Source organism: Pseudomonas zhanjiangensis, from assembly GCF_041027545.1.
Classification (GTDB): Bacteria; Pseudomonadota; Gammaproteobacteria; order Pseudomonadales; family Pseudomonadaceae; genus Aquipseudomonas; species Aquipseudomonas zhanjiangensis.
This window is the reverse complement of the sequence record NZ_JBFTEG010000030.1, coordinates 1-17,432: the sequence shown is the minus strand read 5'-3', so window position 1 is coordinate 17,432 and position 17,432 is coordinate 1. Positions and strand designations below refer to the sequence as shown.

At 62.4% G+C, this 17,432-nt stretch carries 18 protein-coding genes; 1 reads left to right on the top strand and 17 read right to left on the bottom strand.

Going from position 1 to position 17,432, the window contains the following annotated elements:
• Window positions 1-43 precede the first annotated feature (43 nt).
• Entirely contained in the window at window positions 44-1,063 is a 1,020-nt protein-coding gene (locus tag AB5S05_RS21160) for an AraC family transcriptional regulator (RefSeq protein WP_369289490.1), read from the top strand.
• 231 nt (window positions 1,064-1,294) lie between these two features.
• On the opposite strand, the gene AB5S05_RS21155 is transcribed toward AB5S05_RS21160, so the two are convergent.
• The 17 genes from AB5S05_RS21155 to AB5S05_RS21075 form a co-directional block, all read right to left on the bottom strand.
• A complete protein-coding gene (locus AB5S05_RS21155; protein WP_369289489.1) occupies window positions 1,295-1,693 on the bottom strand; it encodes a hypothetical protein in 399 nt (132 codons plus the stop codon).
• Window positions 1,681-2,037 (bottom strand): hypothetical protein, encoded by a 357-nt coding sequence (locus AB5S05_RS21150; RefSeq protein ID WP_369289488.1) that lies wholly within the window; start codon window positions 2,035-2,037, stop codon window positions 1,681-1,683. The genes AB5S05_RS21155 and AB5S05_RS21150 overlap by 13 nt, the downstream gene beginning before the upstream one ends.
• A 125-nt stretch (window positions 2,038-2,162) precedes the next feature.
• The gene (locus AB5S05_RS21145; protein WP_369289487.1) at window positions 2,163-2,480 is read right to left on the bottom strand and encodes a hypothetical protein; all 318 of its coding nucleotides are present in this window, start codon (window positions 2,478-2,480) and stop codon (window positions 2,163-2,165) included.
• A gap of 51 nt (window positions 2,481-2,531) precedes the next feature.
• On the bottom strand, window positions 2,532-3,161 hold the full coding sequence (locus AB5S05_RS21140) for a CoA transferase subunit B (protein WP_369289486.1): 630 nt from the start codon (window positions 3,159-3,161) through the stop codon (window positions 2,532-2,534).
• Window positions 3,162-3,163: 2 nt separating this feature from the next.
• On the bottom strand, window positions 3,164-3,859 hold the full coding sequence (locus AB5S05_RS21135) for a CoA transferase subunit A (RefSeq protein ID WP_369289485.1): 696 nt from the start codon (window positions 3,857-3,859) through the stop codon (window positions 3,164-3,166).
• A 33-nt stretch (window positions 3,860-3,892) separates the two neighbouring features.
• Window positions 3,893-5,593 carry an alpha/beta fold hydrolase gene (locus tag AB5S05_RS21130; protein WP_369289484.1) on the bottom strand — a complete coding sequence of 567 codons (1,701 nt, stop codon included), beginning with the start codon at window positions 5,591-5,593 and terminating at the stop codon, window positions 3,893-3,895.
• 154 nt (window positions 5,594-5,747) lie between these two features.
• Window positions 5,748-6,758: a YeiH family protein gene (locus tag AB5S05_RS21125; protein ID WP_369289483.1), complete on the bottom strand. Its 1,011-nt coding sequence runs from the start codon at window positions 6,756-6,758 to the stop codon at window positions 5,748-5,750.
• Complete coding sequence (locus tag AB5S05_RS21120; RefSeq protein ID WP_369289482.1) at window positions 6,755-7,081, bottom strand: Rieske (2Fe-2S) protein; 327 nt, start codon at window positions 7,079-7,081, stop codon at window positions 6,755-6,757. Before AB5S05_RS21120 ends, AB5S05_RS21125 begins: the two co-directional genes overlap by 4 nt.
• Complete coding sequence (locus tag AB5S05_RS21115) at window positions 7,078-7,740, bottom strand: DsbA family oxidoreductase (RefSeq protein WP_369289481.1); 663 nt, start codon at window positions 7,738-7,740, stop codon at window positions 7,078-7,080. The genes AB5S05_RS21120 and AB5S05_RS21115 overlap by 4 nt, the downstream gene beginning before the upstream one ends.
• Entirely contained in the window at window positions 7,737-9,065 is a 1,329-nt protein-coding gene (locus AB5S05_RS21110) for an MFS transporter (RefSeq protein ID WP_369289480.1), read from the bottom strand. The genes AB5S05_RS21115 and AB5S05_RS21110 overlap by 4 nt, the downstream gene beginning before the upstream one ends.
• Before the next feature lie 169 nt (window positions 9,066-9,234).
• Entirely contained in the window at window positions 9,235-10,284 is a 1,050-nt protein-coding gene (locus AB5S05_RS21105) for a beta-keto acid cleavage family enzyme (RefSeq protein WP_369289479.1), read from the bottom strand.
• A gap of 52 nt (window positions 10,285-10,336) precedes the next feature.
• Window positions 10,337-11,185: a TauD/TfdA dioxygenase family protein gene (locus AB5S05_RS21100; protein ID WP_369289478.1), complete on the bottom strand. Its 849-nt coding sequence runs from the start codon at window positions 11,183-11,185 to the stop codon at window positions 10,337-10,339.
• Window positions 11,186-11,198: 13 nt separating this feature from the next.
• Complete coding sequence (locus AB5S05_RS21095; protein ID WP_369289477.1) at window positions 11,199-12,179, bottom strand: quinone oxidoreductase family protein; 981 nt, start codon at window positions 12,177-12,179, stop codon at window positions 11,199-11,201.
• A 248-nt stretch (window positions 12,180-12,427) separates the two neighbouring features.
• Window positions 12,428-13,483, bottom strand: a complete 1,056-nt coding sequence (locus AB5S05_RS21090; protein ID WP_369289476.1) for a beta-keto acid cleavage family enzyme — start codon at window positions 13,481-13,483, stop codon at window positions 12,428-12,430.
• 47 nt (window positions 13,484-13,530) lie between these two features.
• Window positions 13,531-14,379 carry a TauD/TfdA dioxygenase family protein gene (locus tag AB5S05_RS21085; protein WP_369289475.1) on the bottom strand — a complete coding sequence of 283 codons (849 nt, stop codon included), beginning with the start codon at window positions 14,377-14,379 and terminating at the stop codon, window positions 13,531-13,533.
• A gap of 567 nt (window positions 14,380-14,946) precedes the next feature.
• Window positions 14,947-16,575: an EAL domain-containing protein gene (locus AB5S05_RS21080; protein ID WP_369289474.1), complete on the bottom strand. Its 1,629-nt coding sequence runs from the start codon at window positions 16,573-16,575 to the stop codon at window positions 14,947-14,949.
• Window positions 16,576-17,309: 734 nt separating this feature from the next.
• Window positions 17,310-17,432, bottom strand: a 123-nt coding sequence (locus AB5S05_RS21075) for an integrase core domain-containing protein (RefSeq protein WP_369289496.1), incomplete at its 5' end; no start/stop codon positions are given.

The window sequence follows — 17,432 nt, the reverse complement described above, 5'->3', positions numbered from 1 at the left end:
GAAAGCCTTTCCGTGGAGCAGTACGCCTTCAGGGATGCCCAGCATGACAACCATGGTTCGCGCCGCTGTCTTGACCAACTACATCGAAGTGGCCCAGCACCTTGGCCTGCAGCCCCAGGCAATGCTGGCCCAGGTCGGCCTGAGCAAGTCGCTGCTACAGGACCCTGAGCAGCGTATCCCGGTCGAGGCGGCGGTGCGTTTGCTGGAGGACTCGGCCGCGGCCAGCGGTTGTCAGAACTTTGGTCTGCGTATGGCCGAATCACGCCAACTGTCAGATTTCGGCGCGGTCAGCCTACTGCTTCCCCATCAGAGCACGCTGCGCAATGCCCTGCAGGCGCTGGTGCAGTACCGTCACCTGCTTAACGACTCTCTGGCGCTCTTCATCGAGGAAGCCGGGCGCATGGTGATCATTCGCGAGGAGGTGGTCACCGAGTCGCACCTGCCCTGCAGCCAGGCCAACGAACTGGCCATCGGCGTGATGTCCCGCCTTTGCGCGGCGCTGCTCGGCGCGCACTGGCGACCGAGCAGCGTCAACTTCAGCCACGAAGCGCCCGACGATCTACAGCTGCATCGCCGCCTGTTCGGCTGCAAGCTGGAGTTCGGCAGCGAGTTCAACGGCATCGTCTGTCCGGCCGCCGACCTGGATGTACCCAACCCGCATGCCGATCCGGCCATGGCACGCTACGCCCAGCGTTACCTCGACTCGTTGCAGAGCGAGAGCGAGCCCTCAATCCTGTTCGACGTGCGCAAGGCAATCTACTTGCTGCTGCCCATGGGCCGCGCCACCATTGAGCAGATCGCCCAGGCCCTGGGCATGAACGTGCGTACCCTGCAGCGACGACTGGAGGAAAATAACGCCACCTTTAGCGATCTGATCAACGACGTACGCCGCGACCTGGTGACACGCTACATGGAGAACCCGGCCTATTCTCTGGCGCGCATCGCCGACCTGCTGGGCTACTCGATGCCCAGCTCGTTCACCCGCTGGTTCGCCGCTCAGTTCGGCATGCCCCCCGCAGCGTGGCGTGCGCAGCGCAACATCGTCCTGCGCAAGGGTGGTTAAGACGACCTCTGGCACTGCGCTGGGGGCATCGCCGCACGCCGCGCCAGCAACCGGTCGCACCAGCGGGTCGGTAACGTCAAGCCGCAGTGGGTAGAAGGCGCTTGAACAGTCACGCGCGCTCTCGCTCCCGCCGTGCCAATGACGCAGTAGCCTGCTCTATCAGCAAGCGAGCGCAATCATGATGGTGATTCACGCCTGCCACGGTGGCTTGCGGGTTCTGGGCGGTACAACTCAGGGAGCCGCTTGCAAGATCGCCATCGCCAGCTCATCGAGATCGAGCACGGCACGGCTGAGGTAGAACTCCGCCCCGCCATAGCTGCGCCGGCCGCCAGTCTGCAAAAGCGAGCGGACGAACTGGTACTGGCCGCGGATTTTGCCGAGCGCGGTGGCCTGCTGAGCAAAGGCGGCCTGCATTTCGTCGAAGCGCATCTCAATGGCCTGATCGAGTACCCGTAGGTGTTCAACGTCGAGCAGCAATGACGAACTGTTCACCCACAGGGACTGACGCAGTTGGTAGTCCAGCAGCAGCGCAGCCATTGCCTGGCTCTGGCGATTGAGCAACTGCACCGGCACATTGCGGCCGGCTTCTGCCTCGGCCTGCAGATAGGCGGCACTGGCTACCTGTTGCAACTGCCGTTGCTGCGAGAGCAGTTGCTCGAGCAGAACCGGAGTACGCTGGCCTGTTGTCGTGGCAGCGCGTCCAGTTCGCTGAAGGTGCGTTGCATGGCGCGCAGCGGCTGGAGCAACTGTGGCGGCTGTCCGAGTTGCAGCACGTAGGTGTCCAAGGTGTTCAGGTGGTGATATACTGCGGTCAGGCTGCGCGGGTCAGGATCACGTTCGTCTGGATTGAAGTACAACAGCGCGCTGGCGCATAGCAGTTGGCCACGGCTGACCAGTTCACTGAGTTGCTGAGGTCCGTGGTCGTCCCCCTGTACCGGACTGCAGAGTATGAACAGCACGCATAGCAGAACCATGGAACGCATCGTTGGACCCTTCTTATTGTTGTGTAGTCGATCTCACTCGCTTGATGCGAGATTTCGCGCGAACGGATCGACAGCGACCGTTCCTGGTGCATCTGGAATAAAAAAGCGGACAGCTGCTACCCCAGCCGCCGCAAGGTATCCAGGGCGGTGCCCCCCGGATTGACCAACTCTCTGGCGCAGGACACCCGCTCCGAAATCCGGTCGGACCTCCTGCCAATGGCGTCGAAGGCCGGCAGGAAGTGGGTGATGGTGAACTGGCCTATGGAAGCCAAACTGGCGACGAGAACGACGAAGCGGTAGAAATCACACATGCGCGCCGCCAGCTTGGCTTCCGTAGACGTGTTCGGCCTGCCTTGAGGAAAGCGACCACGGATCTGATCGAAAAAAATGCGGTCGGCCGCCTGGGCAGCCGCCGCAAACGTTTCGGGAGCCACGTCCCCGAAACGGCTCGCACCCCGCCATGGAGTAACGGGGCACGGCGGTAGTTAACGCTGAATCGCGCAGCCGGTGGCCGCCTGCAGCACGTCGAAGTCGACGCCCGGCGCCATCTCCACCAGACGCAGCCCCTCGGTCGTGATGTCGAGCACGGCCAGGTCGCTGATGATCCGATCGACCACGCCGACACCGGTCAATGGCAGGTCGCAACGCTCGAGGATTTTGTGGGCACCTCCCTTTGCGCAGTGCTCCATCAGCACCACCACGCGCCGGACCCCGGCCACCAGATCCATGGCACCGCCCATGCCCTTAACCAGCTTGCCGGGTATCATCCAGTTGGCCAGGTCGCCCCGCTCGGAAACCTGCATGGCGCCGAGCAGAGCCAGGTCGATGTGGCCGCCGCGGATCATGCCAAAGCTCTCGGCGCTGTCGAAGAAGCTGCTACCCGCCAAGGTGGTGATGGTCTGCTTGCCGGCGTTGATCAGGTCCGCGTCGATCTCTTCCTCGCCCGGGAATGGGCCGATGCCGAGCAAACCGTTCTCGCTCTGCAACCAGACCTCCATGCCCTCGGGAATATAGTTGGCCACCAGGGTCGGCAGTCCAATGCCGAGGTTGACGTAGAAACCGTCCTGCAGTTCCTGGGCGGCGCGCTGCGCCATCTCTTCACGAGTCCAAGCCATGTTCAGTTCCTCACCGTGCGCACTTCGATACGTTTTTCCGGGTTGGCGTTGAGCACCAGGCGCTGCACGAATATCCCCGGCAAATGGATCTGGTCCGGATCCAGTTCGCCAACCTCGACGATCTCCTCCACCTCGGCCACGCATACCCGGCCGGCCTTGGCGCACAGCGGATTGAAGTTGCGCGCGGTCTTGCTGAACATCAAATTGCCGGCCTTGTCCGCTTTGGCGCCCTTGATCAGCGCCACGTCGGCGGTCAGCGCACGCTCCATGACATACCACTCGCCGTCGAACTCGCGGCTCTCCTTGCCCTCGGCGATCAGCGTGCCGTAGCCGGTGCGGGTGAAGAACGCCGGGATGCCGGCGCCGCCAGCACGCAACTTCTCGGCCAGGGTGCCCTGCGGGGTGAACTCCAGCTCCAGTTCGCCGGCCAGGTACTGGCGCTCGAACTCCTTGTTGCCACCCACGTAAGAGGAAATCATCTTGCTGATCTGCCGGCTGTGGAGCAGCGGCCCCAGGCCAAAGTCGTCGACCCCGCAGTTGTTGCTGATGATGGTGAACCCGCGCTTGCCGGTTTCGCGCAGCGCTTCGATCAGCGCCTCGGGAATCCCGCACAAGCCGAAACCGCCGGAGGCGATGGTGATGCCGTTGTGAACGATACCGGCCAGGGCGGCATGGGCATCGGGGTAGATCTTGTTCATGAAGTACCTCTAGGTTGTTCCAAGCCGGTTGGTTCAGCGCTCCAGCACATAGGTGCCGGGGGCGGCACATAGGGCCGGGTATTTGCGCGAACCGAGCGCCTTGGGTGCCGTGCGGCTGGCGCCTGAGCGCTGCTGGATCCACTGCCGCCAGTGCGGCCACCAGCTGCCTTGGTGGCGCTCGCCTGCGTTCTGCAGCCACTGCTCGGCGTCAGGCGCGGCGGCCGGGGCTGCGTAGAAGTAGGACTTTGGATTACCCGGCGGATTGACCAGGCTCTGCAGGTGGCCGGCGTTGGACAGCACGAAGGTGCTGTCGTCGCCGAACATCCGCGCGGTGCCATAACAGCCCTGCCAGGGCGTGATGTGGTCGGTGGTGCCGCCGACTACATAGGCGCCGACCTGCACCTGGGTCATGTCGATCGGCAGGCCGGCGATCCACAGTTTGTTCGGGTTGCTGAAGGGGTTGTGCTGGATCAGGTCCAGGTAGTCGGCATGCAGCTGCGCCGGCAGACGCGTGGTGTCGCAGTTCCAGGCCAGGATGTCGAAGACCGGTGGCTTGTTGCCGAGCAGATAGTTGTTGACCCAATAGTTCCAGATCAGGTCGTTGGGGCGCAGCCAGGCGAACATGCGCGCCATTTCCTCGCCGCTGAGTACGCCCTTGTGCCGCGAGGTGGCCTTGGCCGCGGCCAGCGCTGCTGGTGTGGCGAGCAGGCCAATGCCGGTGTCGTCCAGCACCGCCGGCATATCCAGCACGCACACTGCCCAGCAGGTATTGGCCACCTTGCTGCTCTCGCCGCGCGCGGCCAGCCAGCCGAGGTAAGCGGCCAGGGTTATGCCGCCCGAGCAGGAACCCCACATGTTCACATCGCTGCTACCAGTGATCTGCCGCGCCGCGTCCACCGCTTGATCCAGGCATTGCACATACTCGGACAGCCCCCAGTCGCGGTGCTTGGCGGTGGGGTTTCGCCAGCTGATGACGAACAGCTGCACGCCACTGTCCTGCACCCACTTGATCAGGCTCTTCTCCGGCGACAGGTCGACGGCGTAGTACTTGTTGATCTGCGGCGGCGACATCACCAGCGGCCGCTCGTGCACACTCGGGGTGGTCGGCGCGAATTGGAGCAGTTCGAACATCTTGGTGCGCAGCACCACCTCGCCCTTGGCGGTGGCGATGTTCTCGCCCAGCTTGAACGGCGAGCTGTCGACCTGCGACGGTAGACCGCGGTTGTGCAGCAGGTCGCTGGACATCTGGCGGGCGCCCTGCAGCAGGCTCATGCCGCCGGTATCGACCAGCTTGCGCAGCGCCGCAGGGTTAGTCAGCAGCAGGTTGCTCGGCGCCAGCGCATCGACCAACTGGGAGGCGACAAAGCGTGCGCGCGCCCTGTCCTGGCCCTCCAGATCGGCCGCCTCGATAAAGGCATTGAGCTCGCGTTCGCCGGCCAGGTAACTCTGCACCAGGGCACGCAGGAACACATTGCTCTGCCAGGCCGGATCGGCGAAGCGCTTATCCTTCGGCGGCGGCGCCAGCTGCGACTCGCCGGTAGCGATCCGATACAGCTCATGCAGGTAGTTTCCGGTGTGCATGCCGGCCTTGAAGGGCGTGCGCCCCACCGCCTTGAGCAACGTGCCAGCGGCGCCGAGCAGGTCCCGCGGGCGCACGCCGATCAGCGGGGCGACGGCCGGGACGGGTTGCTCGGCGGCGGCCGTCGGCTCGGCGCCGGGACTGTCGGCGACCATGCTCTCGACCTTATTCGGAGCCTTGCTACGCGCGGCGCGCGGCTTTCGCTTGGGCGCAGCGGGCTGCTCGGGGCGCGGGCCCACCGACGCAGATTCGGGCGTTTGGCTCATGACGGTTCTCTGGCTGACAAGGAAATACGTGGGACTTGGCTCATCACCAGACCCAGTGCAGCAACAGCAGTACCAGGCCGACGAGAAATATGGTTTCGCCGAACATCAGCAGGATCGGCTTGATACCGACCGCTGCCAGCTCCTTGAGCTGGGTCTTCATACCCAGGGCACTGATGGCGATAATCAGGAACCAGCGCGACAGATCGTTGCCCATGCCCTGCACCACGGACGGCACTAGGCCGGTACTGTTGATGCTGGCCAGAACGATGAAGCCCACGGCGAACCACGGCAGCAAGGGGGGGCGCTTGCCGGTGCTGTCGGCCCCACGGGCGCGGGTGATCATCGAGGCGCAGAGAATCACCGGCAGCAACATTGCTACGCGCATCAGCTTGACCACGGTGGCGATATCACCGGTCTCGTGCGACATGCTGTAGCCGGCGCCAACCACTTGGGCCACATCATGAATGGTGGCGCCCAGGAACACCCCGGCGGTGGTCGGCGACATATCCAGCCACTGCGCAATCATCGGGTAGCTGATCATGGCCACGGTCGACAGTGCCGATACGCCGATGACGGTGAACAACGTGGCCTTTTCCTTCGCCGCATGCGCCGGCAGCGCGGCGGAAATAGCCATCGCCGCGGAGGCGCCGCAGATAGCCGTTGCCCCCCCGGAAAGCATGCCAAACAAGGTCTGGAAACCCATCAGGCGAGCCACCAGCATCGACAACAAAATTGTCACCGCCACCGACGTGACAACCAGCAGAACCGGCTCCCAGCCCAGCGCCGCTATCTGCCCGAGGGTGATCCGCAAGCCCAGCAAGCACACGCCGATGCGCAGCACTTCACGAGCCGTGAACTCGATCCCGGCCTTGCAGCGTCCATCGCCAGAAAGAAAGTTGAGCGCCATGCCGAGCAGCAGGGCAAACAGCATGACCGGCGCCCCATAGTGTTCGGAAAGAAAGCTGGCGGCCGCCGCGACAATCAGACTGACAATGAATCCCGGCGCCAGTTCGCGCACACGACTGTGGATGGACACGAGTGCAATGCTGCTCATGACGCAGACTCCTCGGTAGCAATGACGATATACACCCGGTCATCGAGCACTTCGACTGGGTAGTTGGCGACCTTGAGCTGGGTCGAATTGAGCAGGTAACCGCTGGCCAGGTCGAAGCGCAGGCCATGCGCGCCGCACTGGATCACCCGGCCCTGCAGGCGACTGCCACACAGTGAGGCACCTTGGTGTGGGCAGCTGTCATCGATGGCATAGAAGCGGCCGTCTACGTTGAACAGGGCGATGCTTCTGCCCTCGCCTTCGATCAACACGCGGCCACCGGGAGCCGGCTGCCGCTGCGGGTCGACTTCGATTCGCGGGTTCATGCCGACCGGCCGAGTGGCTGCGCGAGGATCTCCTCGATGGCGCCAAGCAGCACTTCGGCCGGCTGTGCGCCGGACACGGCCAGGCGCCGGTCGAAGACGAAATAGGGCACGCCCTGCCCAGCCAGTCCTGGCTTATCGGCAACGAAGACGCTGCCGTCCCCGCGCAGACAGGCGGCCAGTTGCGCGGGCTCGAAGCCACAAGTAGCGGCGATGGTCAGCAGGGTATCGACATCGCCGAGATCCTCGCCACGCAGGAAGTAGGCCTCGAACAGGCGCTCGAGCAGAGCATCGCGCTGCGCCGCACGACCCAGCTGGGCGGCGCCTCGCAGTAGGCGGTGGGCATTGGCGGTATTGGGCATGCGTTCGATGCGCTGCAGGTCCAGATCCAACCCGGCCGCGGTGGCGGCGTCCTGCACCTGGGCCTGGCGCAAGCGCACGGCCTCGGCACTGCCGAGACGCTGCTGATAGAGCTCGGCGAAGGGCACGCCCTGCGCCGGCAGCTGCGGCAACAGTTGCACGCCGTGCCAGGCCAGATCGACCTGGACATTCCCCTGCTCTGCCGGCAACCGGGCCAGCGCGCGCTCCAGCTGGCGCTTGCCGATCAGGCACCAGGGGCAAATGAAGTCGAAGGCCACATCGATGCGCAGCAAACGACTCATACCTGAGTCTCCGCGGCTGCTTCGATGGCGTTTTCCTCGACACCTCCGCCCTTCAGCCGAGCCATATCGTTGTGGTAGTGGCGCTTCATATAGAGAAACACCGACGCCGCCGCGATGCTGATCAACGGTACCAATTGGAAGGCGTTATCCAGACCGATGAGATCAGAGACCTTGCCGGTGATCAGCGGCCCGGTCGCCAAGCCCAGCATGTTGTTGGCCAGGGTCAGGGTGGCGAACGCGGTGCCATGAACGCTGGGGTGGGTCAGGTTGGCGACCATCGCTCCCGCGGGGCCGGAAGTGCCGGCGGCAATCACCATGCCCAGGCAGATCAACACCAGTTGGGCCGTGCCGAACGGCAGGGCGAAGGCCAGCGACAACAACAGGCAGCTACCCAAGCAGTAGGTGATGGCCAAACTGATCTTGCGATCCGGGCGATGAAGCCCCAGGCGATCGCTGAGCATGCCGCAGAGAATCATCCCCGCACCGCTGCACAGCACGATGATCGCTGCCATGGCACCGGCCTTGTCGGTCCCCATGTCGTAGTAGCGGTTTAGGTAGCTCGGCATCCAAACGATGACCGTGCCGCCCACGAACAGCTGCAAACCGCTGCCGATATAAGCAGCGATCACCGAGCGACTGGCATACAGGGTGCGCAGCGGCCGCTTTATCTGGAGGGCGGCCTGGCTGGCGGCATCGGCGACACGCCGGGGAGCGATGCGCGACTCGCGCACTATGACGGGGTAGAGCGTGGCCAGCAGCAAGCCGAACAGCGCCATGCCGGCGAAGGCCCAGCGCCAGCCGAGATGCTGGGCCATGAAACCACCAAGGGCCATGCCCAGCACCGAGCCGAACATGCCGCCGGAAATGAAAGCGCCGGACAAGGTGGCGCGCATCTCACGGGGGAACACCGACACCACCACGGCGATGCCAACGCTGCCATAGGCGGCCTCGCCGACACCGACCAAGAAGCGGGCGATGAACATCTGCTCATAGCTCTCTGCCAGCGCGCAACCGAGGGTGGCCAGACTCCAGAGAATGGCCATCAGCGTCAAGCTTCGGATTCGACCGAAACGGTCGGCCATCAACGACAGGGGAAAAGTCAACAAGCCGACCATGACCGCGACGATGCCGCTGAGCAAACCGAGCTGGGTATCGCTCAATGCCCACTCATTCTTGAGCAACGGGAATACCGCATTGAGCACCTGCCGCGACATGTAGTCGGAGATCAGCAGACCGAAGGTCAGCGCGAACACAATCCAGGCGTAGGTGCGCGGGATGCCGATCGAGGTGTCTTCGCCCTCGTCGTTAATGTGATGTGTGGCCATACAGCCTCCTGGATGTCTCGCGTTAACTTATTGTTGTTCTGGTCAGGTCTTGCGCCCAAACAGGGATGCAGGGTTGGTAAGACTGTTGCCTTCCATGCGTCCTGAAGGTGCGACCCGAAGGCGCCTACCGACACGCATGCGGCTTACCCACCCTGCACCTGCGGGTGAATCATTTGCGCAGGAAGCCCTGCTGACCGCCCTTAGGGTTCGGGGCGAAGCCATTGGCGGCCAGGGTTTCTTCGACCGTGTCGTAGAAAACGCCGATCTTGAGGATCTCGCGTGCTTCCTTGCCATTGGCGACCGGACGGCCGATTTCATTGGCGATGCGCACCAACTGTTCGATCTGCTCGACGGAGGTCATCTTGCGCGAACGGTCCTGGGTCCAGAGGTTGTCCTCGATACCGCAGCGCACGTGCAGGCCCATCGCCATGCCCATCAGGTTGATCGGCAGGGTGTTGAGCATGGTGCTTTCCACCGTCAGCATGGTGCCGTCGGGGATGGCGCGCAGGAAGTTGGCCATGCTGTAGATGTGCGGCTGATCCATGCCACCGCCAATCGCCACCCAGTTGCACACCAGCGGCCCCTTGTACACGCCGCGACGGATCAGGCGCTCGACCGATTCGTAGCTGTTGATGTTGTAGAACTGGAAGGCGCTCTGGATGCCGGCGGCGCTCAGGCGACGCACATGCTCCTCGATGAAGCCGGGGCCGGAGGGCACGATCATCTCGCGGTAGGCTTCATAGGTATCGCTGCCCATGGAGGTGCCGGCGTAGTCGCGCGCATCCATCTGCTCGATGACGTTCATCTGCGTGGTGTTGACCGTCACAGTGACCTGGTCGGGCTTGGGGTCGAGCTCGGCGAGCATGTGACGGGTGTCGTCGTGCAGCCACTTCGCGGCCGCGCCGTTTTCCGGGGGAGCGAAGGAGATGGAGCCGCCGACCTGAATAACGATCTCAGGGCAAGCTTTGCGTACGCCGGCGATCAGTTCGTTGAACTTCTCCAGCCGCTTGGAGCCCTTGCCGTCCAGCTCGCGCACGTGCAGGTGCAGTACGGAAGCGCCGGCTTCGTAACAGTCGACGGCCTTCTGAATCTGCTCTTCCATGGTCACCGGAATGTCTTCCGGGTAGTCGGAGGGGAACCATTCTGGGCCATAGGGTGCCGCGGTGATGACGAGCTTGTCCTGGTTTTCAGGGAAGAGAGAGCCGTCAAGGAAATTCATGTCTGTTGCCTCAAATAAATGAAAGTGAATGGCACCACTAAAGCGTTCCGACTCAGTAGGGTTTGTCACCCATGATGCCGGCACGCTCCATCTTGCGATGACAGGCCGGGTAGTCCATGACGGCGTAGTGCTGGGTGCAACGGTTGTCCCAGATCGCCACGCTGTTGGGCTTCCAGCGCCAGCGAACCTGATACTCGGGGATGTAGGCCTGACTGATCAGGTAGCGCAGCAGATCGGCAGCACCGGGGTTGGCATCCTGGCCGAAGCGCACGCGCTCGGGGGTGTGGTAGTTACTGAAGTGGGTGGTGAATGCGTTGACGAAGAGGATCTTCTCGCCGGTTTCCGGATGGGTGCGCACCACGGGATGCTCGGCATCCGGAAACTGCGCCTTGAGCGCCAGGCGTTTGTCGATCGGCATCGCCGCACCGAAGCTGGCCTCGATGCTGTGGCGGGCTCGCAGACCGTCGATTTGCTGCTTGATATGGGCTGGCAGGTTGGCGTAGGCCAGGGCCATGTTCGCCCACATGGTGTCGCCACCCACTGGCGGGCATTCCACGCAGCGCAGCACGCAACCGAACGGCGGCACCTCGCGCCAGGTGGCGTCGGTGTGCCAGGCATTCTCGTAGCGGTCGACCGGGCTGTCCGGGGTCTTGTAGATCTGCACCAGCCCCGGGTGCTCTGGATGGCTGCCGGCCACCGGATGATCTTCCAGCGGGCCGAAGCGCTCGGCGAAGGCCACATGCTCACTGCGACTGAATGCCTGATCGCGCAGGAACAGCACCTTGTGCTCCAGCAGCAGGCTGCGGATCTCGGCAAACAGACCGTCGTCGTTGATTGCATCGGCGAGGTTCAGCCCACTCAATTCGGCGCCGATACTGCACGTCAGTTGTTCAACTCGCATGGTTGCAGCCTCCTTAGATGACAAAGATCGACGAGCCTGTGGTCTTGCGCGACTCCAGATCGCGGTGCGCCTGCACGGCGTCCTGCAGTGCGTAGTGCTGGTTGATCTCGATCTTGATCCGGCCGCTGCCGACCAGGTCGAACAGCTCGCCGGCCAGGGCGGCCTTCTCCGCCGGATCGGCGATGTAGTCGGCCAGGGCCGGACGGGTCATGTACAGCGAGCCTTTCATGGCCAGCAGTTGCGGGTTGAACCCTTCGATCGGGCCGGAGGCGGTGCCGACGCAGACCAGCAGGCCGCGGCGCTTGAGCGAGTCCAGCGAGCCCATGAAGGTGTTCTTGCCGACGCTGTCGAACACCACGTTGACGCCGATGCCGTCGGTCAGCTCGCGCACGCGCTGGGCGACATCCTCGTGGCTGTAGTTGATGCAGTGATCGCAGCCGTGGGCCCGAGCCACTTCGGCCTTGGCGTCGCTGGACACTGTGCCGATCACGGTCAGGCCGAGCAGCTTGGCCCACTGCGAGACGATCAGGCCGACGCCACCGGCAGCGGCGTGCAGCAGAATGCTGTCGCCGGGCTTGAAGTCATAGATGCGCCGCATTAGGTAGGCCGAGGTCAGGCCGCGCATGGTCATGGCAGCGGCGGTCTCGAAGGCGATGGTTTCCGGCAGCTTGATAAGCGGCGCGGCCGGGATCAGGCGCTCGGTACTATAGGCACCGAGGGTGTTGAGGAAGCCGGTGTAGGTGACGCGATCGCCGACCGCCACGTTGGTCACGCCTTCGCCCACCGCCTGGACCACGCCGGCGGCTTCCACGCCCATGCCGTTGGGCAGTGGGATCGGGTAGGTGCCGTTGCGGAAGTAGGTGTCGGCGTAGTTCAGGCCGACGGCAACATGGCGCAGGCGGACTTGACCGGGGCCCGGCTCACCGACTTTAACGTCCTCGTAGCGCAGAACCTCGGGACCACCGGTTTCGTAGAAGCGTACGGCTTTGGCCATGCTGATCTCCCAAATGCTTTCTGGTTGAGCAAGAGCGCTCGTGTTCAGACCAATTTAGGAGGTTGCACCGGGCTGCGCTTTTCATCCGACGACAGTCATTTTTCATTTCATGACAATCGCCCCCATTTCGTGCGAACCAAGACGTAACGACAAAAGCCGCTAGACACTGCAGTCCCCCTAGCTATGGAGGATCTGCAGCCCCTAGCGGCGCAGTCGGAGAAAGGTCGCGATGCCGTGTGCTCAAGACATCAGCCGTGCTGGGTGAAGCCTACCTGCCCCGGCTTGCGATTCGGCGCGAAGCCATTCTTGGCCAGGGTCTCGTCGGCGCTCTCATAGAAAGTGCCGATCTTGTAGATCTCGCGCGCCTCTTGACCGTCGGCGACCTCGCGGCCGAACTCGCGGGCGATGCGCACCAGTTGCTCGATCTGCTCGACGGTGGTCGTCTTGGCAGTCTGGCGCTGGTTCCAGATGTTGTCCTCGATACCGCAACGCACATGCAGGCCCAGGGCGATGGCCATCATGTTCAACGGCAGGACGTTGCGCATGCTGGTTTCCAGGGTCAGCACCGAGCCATCCGGGCAGGCGCGCACGAAGTTGGCCAGGTCGTAGGGATTCGGCGAGTCGAAGCCACCACCGATGGCCACCCAGGTAAGGATCAGCGGCACGTTGCACAGGCCGCGACGCATCATGCGCTCGACGGTGTTGAGTTGGGTAATGTTGGCCAGCTGGAAGTGGGTTTGGATCCTGTTGGCGGACAGCCGGCGGATATGCTCCTCGACCCAGGCCGGACCGGCCGGGATGGTCATTTCCTGATAGGCCGCGAGCATCGCCGGATCGGCCAGCGAGGTACCGCGGATATCGGCGGCGGTCATCTGCTCGCAGACGTTCATCTGGTTGGTGTTGATGGCGATGGTCACCTGGTCCGGGGTCGGCTTGAGCTCGGCCAGCATGTGTCGCGTGTCGTCGGAGAGCCACTTGGCGGTGTCGCCGTCGTTCTCCGGGGCGAAGGAAATCGAGCCACCAACCTGCAGGATCATGCCCGGGCAGGCCTCGCGGATGCCGGCCAGCAGTTCGTTGAATTTGGACAGGCGCTTGGAACCCTTGCCGTCCTCTTCCCGCACATGTACATGGAGAACCGTCGCGCCGGCGTTGTAGCAGTCGACAGCCTTCTGGATCTGCGCCTGCATGCTTACCGGGATGTCCTCCGGAAAATCGGAGGGCAGCCACTCGGGGCCATAGGGGGCAGCAGTAATGACCAGCTTCTGCATGTTTTCGACAAACAGGGAACCATCGATGAAGTTCATGGCGTTCTCCTCGGGAGTGGTGATGTTGTGCTTGGTTATCGGTTGGTCTAGAAGGGCTTGTCGCCGACGATGGCAGCGCGCTCCATCTTGCGATGGCAGGCTGGGTAGTCCATGACCGCGTAGTGCTGAGTGCTGCGGTTATCCCAGATCGCCATGCTGTTGGGCTTCCAGCGCCAGCGAACCTGGTACTCCGGGACGAAGGCCTGACTGACCAGATAGCGCAGCAGATCGGCGGCGCCGGGGTTGGCGTCCTGGCCGAAGCGCACGCGGTCCTTGGTGTGGTAGTTGGTGAAGTGGGTGGTGAAGGCATTGACGAAGAGAATCTTCTCTCCGGTGACCGGATGCGTACGCACCACCGGATGCTCCGCGTCCGGGTACAGAGCCTTCAGCTCCAGGCGCTTGTCGATTGGCATGGCGGCGGCGAATGACGACTCGAAGCTGTGGCTGGCACGCAGGTCCTCGATCTGCTGCTTGATCGCCTGTGGCAGACGCTCGTAGGCCAGCGCCATGTTCGCCCACATGGTGTCGCCGCCTACCGGAGGGCACTCCACGCAGCGGAGCACGCACCCCATGGCCGGAGTTTCGCGCCAGGTACCGTCGCAGTGCCAGGCATTCTCGTAGCGATCAATCGGCTGGCCCGGGTTCTTGTAGATCTGCACCAGCCCCGGCGCCTCAGGGTGGGACGGCGCCATCGGATGGTCTTCCAGTTGTCCCAGCTTGGCGGCGAAGGCCATATGGTCCGGGCGCGAAATGTCCTGGTCGCGCAAGAACAGCACCTTGTGCTTGAGTAGCAGGGACTGGATTTCATCGAACAGGCCAAGGTCGCGAACTGCATCGGCGAGGTTCACACCGACCAACTCGGCGCCGATACTGCAGGTGAGTTGTTCTACGCGCATCTAGTTATCCTCAATGAGCGGACTTGGTTCTTTGAATAGGGACAGCCACCAGGCGAAGCTGCCGAGCAGCGTTTTGCGCCTATGGCGTCAGAGGCAATCTAGAAAGGAAGCGATGCACTAACTTTTCATTCCGCGACAGTGGCTTTTCATTTCATGACCAAATTTTTGCGGCAATCCTTTAGTTGTACTGATCATTGATCTGGGTCAGTTTTGTGGAGTGCGTCGGACCGCCGAGAGGATTTTCGGAGCGCTGTCCAGACAGGGTTTTCGTCTTTGGACAATCGGTCTCGAGAAAGTAAATGGTCCCTAGACTGTCGAGACAGAGATGGTCTGAAAGCATCAGAAGAAGCGAAAACTCGCCGGAATCAGCGCAATAAGTGGCCATGGCGGTGAGCATTTACGCTCTCGAGAATCCGCGACCCAGTGCGTGTATACCTGTAAAGCGCAGAAACCCAGGGATACCCTGGGTTTCTGGACGATTAAGCCGGCTGCGGACGTTCTGAAATTGCATTTAACGGGTTTTGGCTGGTTTGGCTGGCTTGTTCGGAGGCTCCCTCACGCCAGGATTCATGCGCGCGCCACTTCCGGCGCGTCGCCGCGCATACCGCCGTTCTGCAGCGCGCACTCCTGGGATGCCCCGGACGCTGACAAGCCCGCTATCAGCTGCTCGAACGACATCGGCTTGGCGAACAACCAGCCCTGTGCGAACTGGACGCCGCGTTCGCGCAGGAACTGCGCCTGTGCTTCCGTCTCGACGCCCTCGGCGATCATTTCCAGCTTGAGGGATTTAGCCATCTCGATGATATGCGGCACCACTTGGCTTGTGGCAGCATCTTTACCGAGGGTGTCCACGAAGGATTTGTCAATCTTCAGGTAATCGAATTCAAACGACTCGAGGTAGGACAGGCTCGAATAGCCAGTGCCGAAGTCGTCTATTGCAGTCTGAACTCCCATGGACCGAATCTCGCCCAGGATCTCCTTCACCACCTCTGCCCTCATGAGCCCCCTTTCCGTGGCCTCGATCAGCAGGTTACCGTGACGCGCAGCGGTCTCTCTGGCCAGACACCTGAGGCCTTCGATCGTCGCCTGGGACTCCAGGTCGGCAGCGGACAGATTGACGGCGATATGGAAGTCCGGATAGCGCTCGAACAATTCGCCGGCTTCGCTGCCCAGGATGGTCATGACGCGCTGGGTAACGCGCTGGATGAGGCCGGCTTCTTCCGCGACTGCGATGAATAGATCGGGACGAACCAGTTCGCCGTTCGGCCGGCGCCAGCGGATGAGGGCTTCAGCCCCCACCCACTTCCCCGTCTGCAAATCGACGATCGGTTGGTAGTTCAGAAAGAACTCGTGGCGCCTCAGGGCCACCTTGAGCATCGCCGGCAGAGCCAGTTGCTGCATGGCCAGGTAGCGGACGGCAAACCCGAGCGCCACACCCGCCGCGACACCGATGGGCACGAGAACGAGGGCGGCCTGAACAAGCCCCTGGTAGACCTTCGCCGTCGGTACGGAGGCGAAGGCCGCAAAGGCGTACCGGCTGGAGCGCTGAATGGCGACAAGACTCTGTGTGTCGGAAAACTGCGCCTGCTCGGCATCGCCAAGGTGACCCATCCATTGTTGCTGGAAATTCCCCCTGCCGAGGATCAGCCTCCCCGATGGTACCGAGAACAGGCCGACGGATATGTCGGGATCCTCAGCGAACACATCGATAGGAAGATTGGGGTGGACTGCCGCGGTATAGCCCGTAGCCTTATCGGTCACGACTAGGAATTTCTTCCCCGGCAGAAGCGGAAACTCCAGTGCAAGTCGGATCTCGGCGCCGTAGGACGTTTCGTAAGCCGGTGCGCTGACAACTGTCTTGTGCCGGCCGAAAGAGGAACAGCGTAAAACGTTGTCCTTGATGTAGCCGATCGCCTGCACATGCTCTGACCCCAGGTCGAGTTTTGCCATCAAGCGCCTGTTCTCGTCCGAGCACGGGTCCGAAGCCTGCGCAGCCGCCAGTTCGTGAAACACTGCCCTTACTTGATCCAATGAAGCATGGTTTCGCCGAAGGATGTCTTGGGCGATTGAGGATGCAAGCTCCATCTCTTGATTGAAGGCTTGCTTCCAAGCCAGGTGGATCGCGATCGCAATCGGGACGGAGATCGCGACCAAACCGAGGACTACTGTGAGCGTAACGGCGGTTGCTTTGTTCATGTGGTGAGAGCCGAGTCAGATCGAATTGCCTTCTGCGTCACATACTTGCAGTGGCCACGGAATCGCTGGAGCATCTGCTAGGAATTAATAGCATAGGTTGCAGACCTAAACGGTGAGTTAATTTTGCCGCCGGACGCTGGAGCTAAGCTGCCAAGCAATGCGGCGCGATACACTCACAGATGGGCATCGACTTTCAAGTGCCGAATCACAGCTTTCCGGCATGAAACGCCACCCAAACAATTACCCCACAGCATGTTGGCGCACCACCGGGATTTCGTAGGGGAGAAAGCAGGCCGCATAGTTCCAAGTGACCTTGCCCGAGTACGTGACTGTGATTCTTAGGCGCCATCCACGCCCCCTACTTACCACTCGCATTCGCAGCAGGAGTACCGCCACCACCGCCAGGCGCATTGCCGAATCACAGCCACGTAGCAAGCACGACCTGAGGTTCGCCAACGTCGACAGCGCCGAGCGCTAAGACTGTTCAGCTAGCTGGCGGATCACCTGGACTAGGCAGACTAGAACCCCCTACGGCCTCCAGACTCGGCGAGAACGGCCGCAGTTGCCCGGGAAAACTCCCGGTGCTGTTGCCAACAAATCTGGACGCCGATTTAGGTTTATCCGGCTAGTGAACTATTAAGCACGAGCCACCTCTGGAGCAGTGTTTCCTTGGGGTGCCTCCTGTGATAGTTGACGGGGTTAGCGTACCAGCCCCATCAAAAATGCAACCCCGGCTAGCTGTGTAAACCCAGTACGTTGTTCAGTGGAAGTGGCGCGCGGCTAATGGGCGGGCTGTAACCGAGGCTGGCATGTGGGCGGTGCCAGTTGTAGTGGTGCAGCCATGGCAGCAGGAGGGC

Coding starts and splice junctions, on each gene's coding strand:
- AB5S05_RS21095 (WP_369289477.1), bottom strand. CDS start 12,179: ATGGCCAAAGCCGTACGCTTCTACGAAACCGGTGGTCCCGAGGTTCTG.
- AB5S05_RS21085 (WP_369289475.1), bottom strand. CDS start 14,379: ATGCGCGTAGAACAACTCACCTGCAGTATCGGCGCCGAGTTGGTCGGT.
- AB5S05_RS21140 (WP_369289486.1), bottom strand. CDS start 3,161: ATGGCTTGGACTCGTGAAGAGATGGCGCAGCGCGCCGCCCAGGAACTG.
- AB5S05_RS21135 (WP_369289485.1), bottom strand. CDS start 3,859: ATGAACAAGATCTACCCCGATGCCCATGCCGCCCTGGCCGGTATCGTT.
- AB5S05_RS21130 (WP_369289484.1), bottom strand. CDS start 5,593: ATGGTCGCCGACAGTCCCGGCGCCGAGCCGACGGCCGCCGCCGAGCAA.
- AB5S05_RS21160 (WP_369289490.1), top strand. CDS start 44: ATGACAACCATGGTTCGCGCCGCTGTCTTGACCAACTACATCGAAGTG.
- AB5S05_RS21115 (WP_369289481.1), bottom strand. CDS start 7,740: ATGAGTCGTTTGCTGCGCATCGATGTGGCCTTCGACTTCATTTGCCCC.
- AB5S05_RS21105 (WP_369289479.1), bottom strand. CDS start 10,284: ATGAATTTCCTTGACGGCTCTCTCTTCCCTGAAAACCAGGACAAGCTC.
- AB5S05_RS21150 (WP_369289488.1), bottom strand. CDS start 2,037: ATGGTTCTGCTATGCGTGCTGTTCATACTCTGCAGTCCGGTACAGGGG.
- AB5S05_RS21080 (WP_369289474.1), bottom strand. CDS start 16,575: ATGAACAAAGCAACCGCCGTTACGCTCACAGTAGTCCTCGGTTTGGTC.
- AB5S05_RS21125 (WP_369289483.1), bottom strand. CDS start 6,758: ATGAGCAGCATTGCACTCGTGTCCATCCACAGTCGTGTGCGCGAACTG.
- AB5S05_RS21110 (WP_369289480.1), bottom strand. CDS start 9,065: ATGGCCACACATCACATTAACGACGAGGGCGAAGACACCTCGATCGGC.
- AB5S05_RS21100 (WP_369289478.1), bottom strand. CDS start 11,185: ATGCGAGTTGAACAACTGACGTGCAGTATCGGCGCCGAATTGAGTGGG.
- AB5S05_RS21120 (WP_369289482.1), bottom strand. CDS start 7,081: ATGAACCCGCGAATCGAAGTCGACCCGCAGCGGCAGCCGGCTCCCGGT.
- AB5S05_RS21090 (WP_369289476.1), bottom strand. CDS start 13,483: ATGAACTTCATCGATGGTTCCCTGTTTGTCGAAAACATGCAGAAGCTG.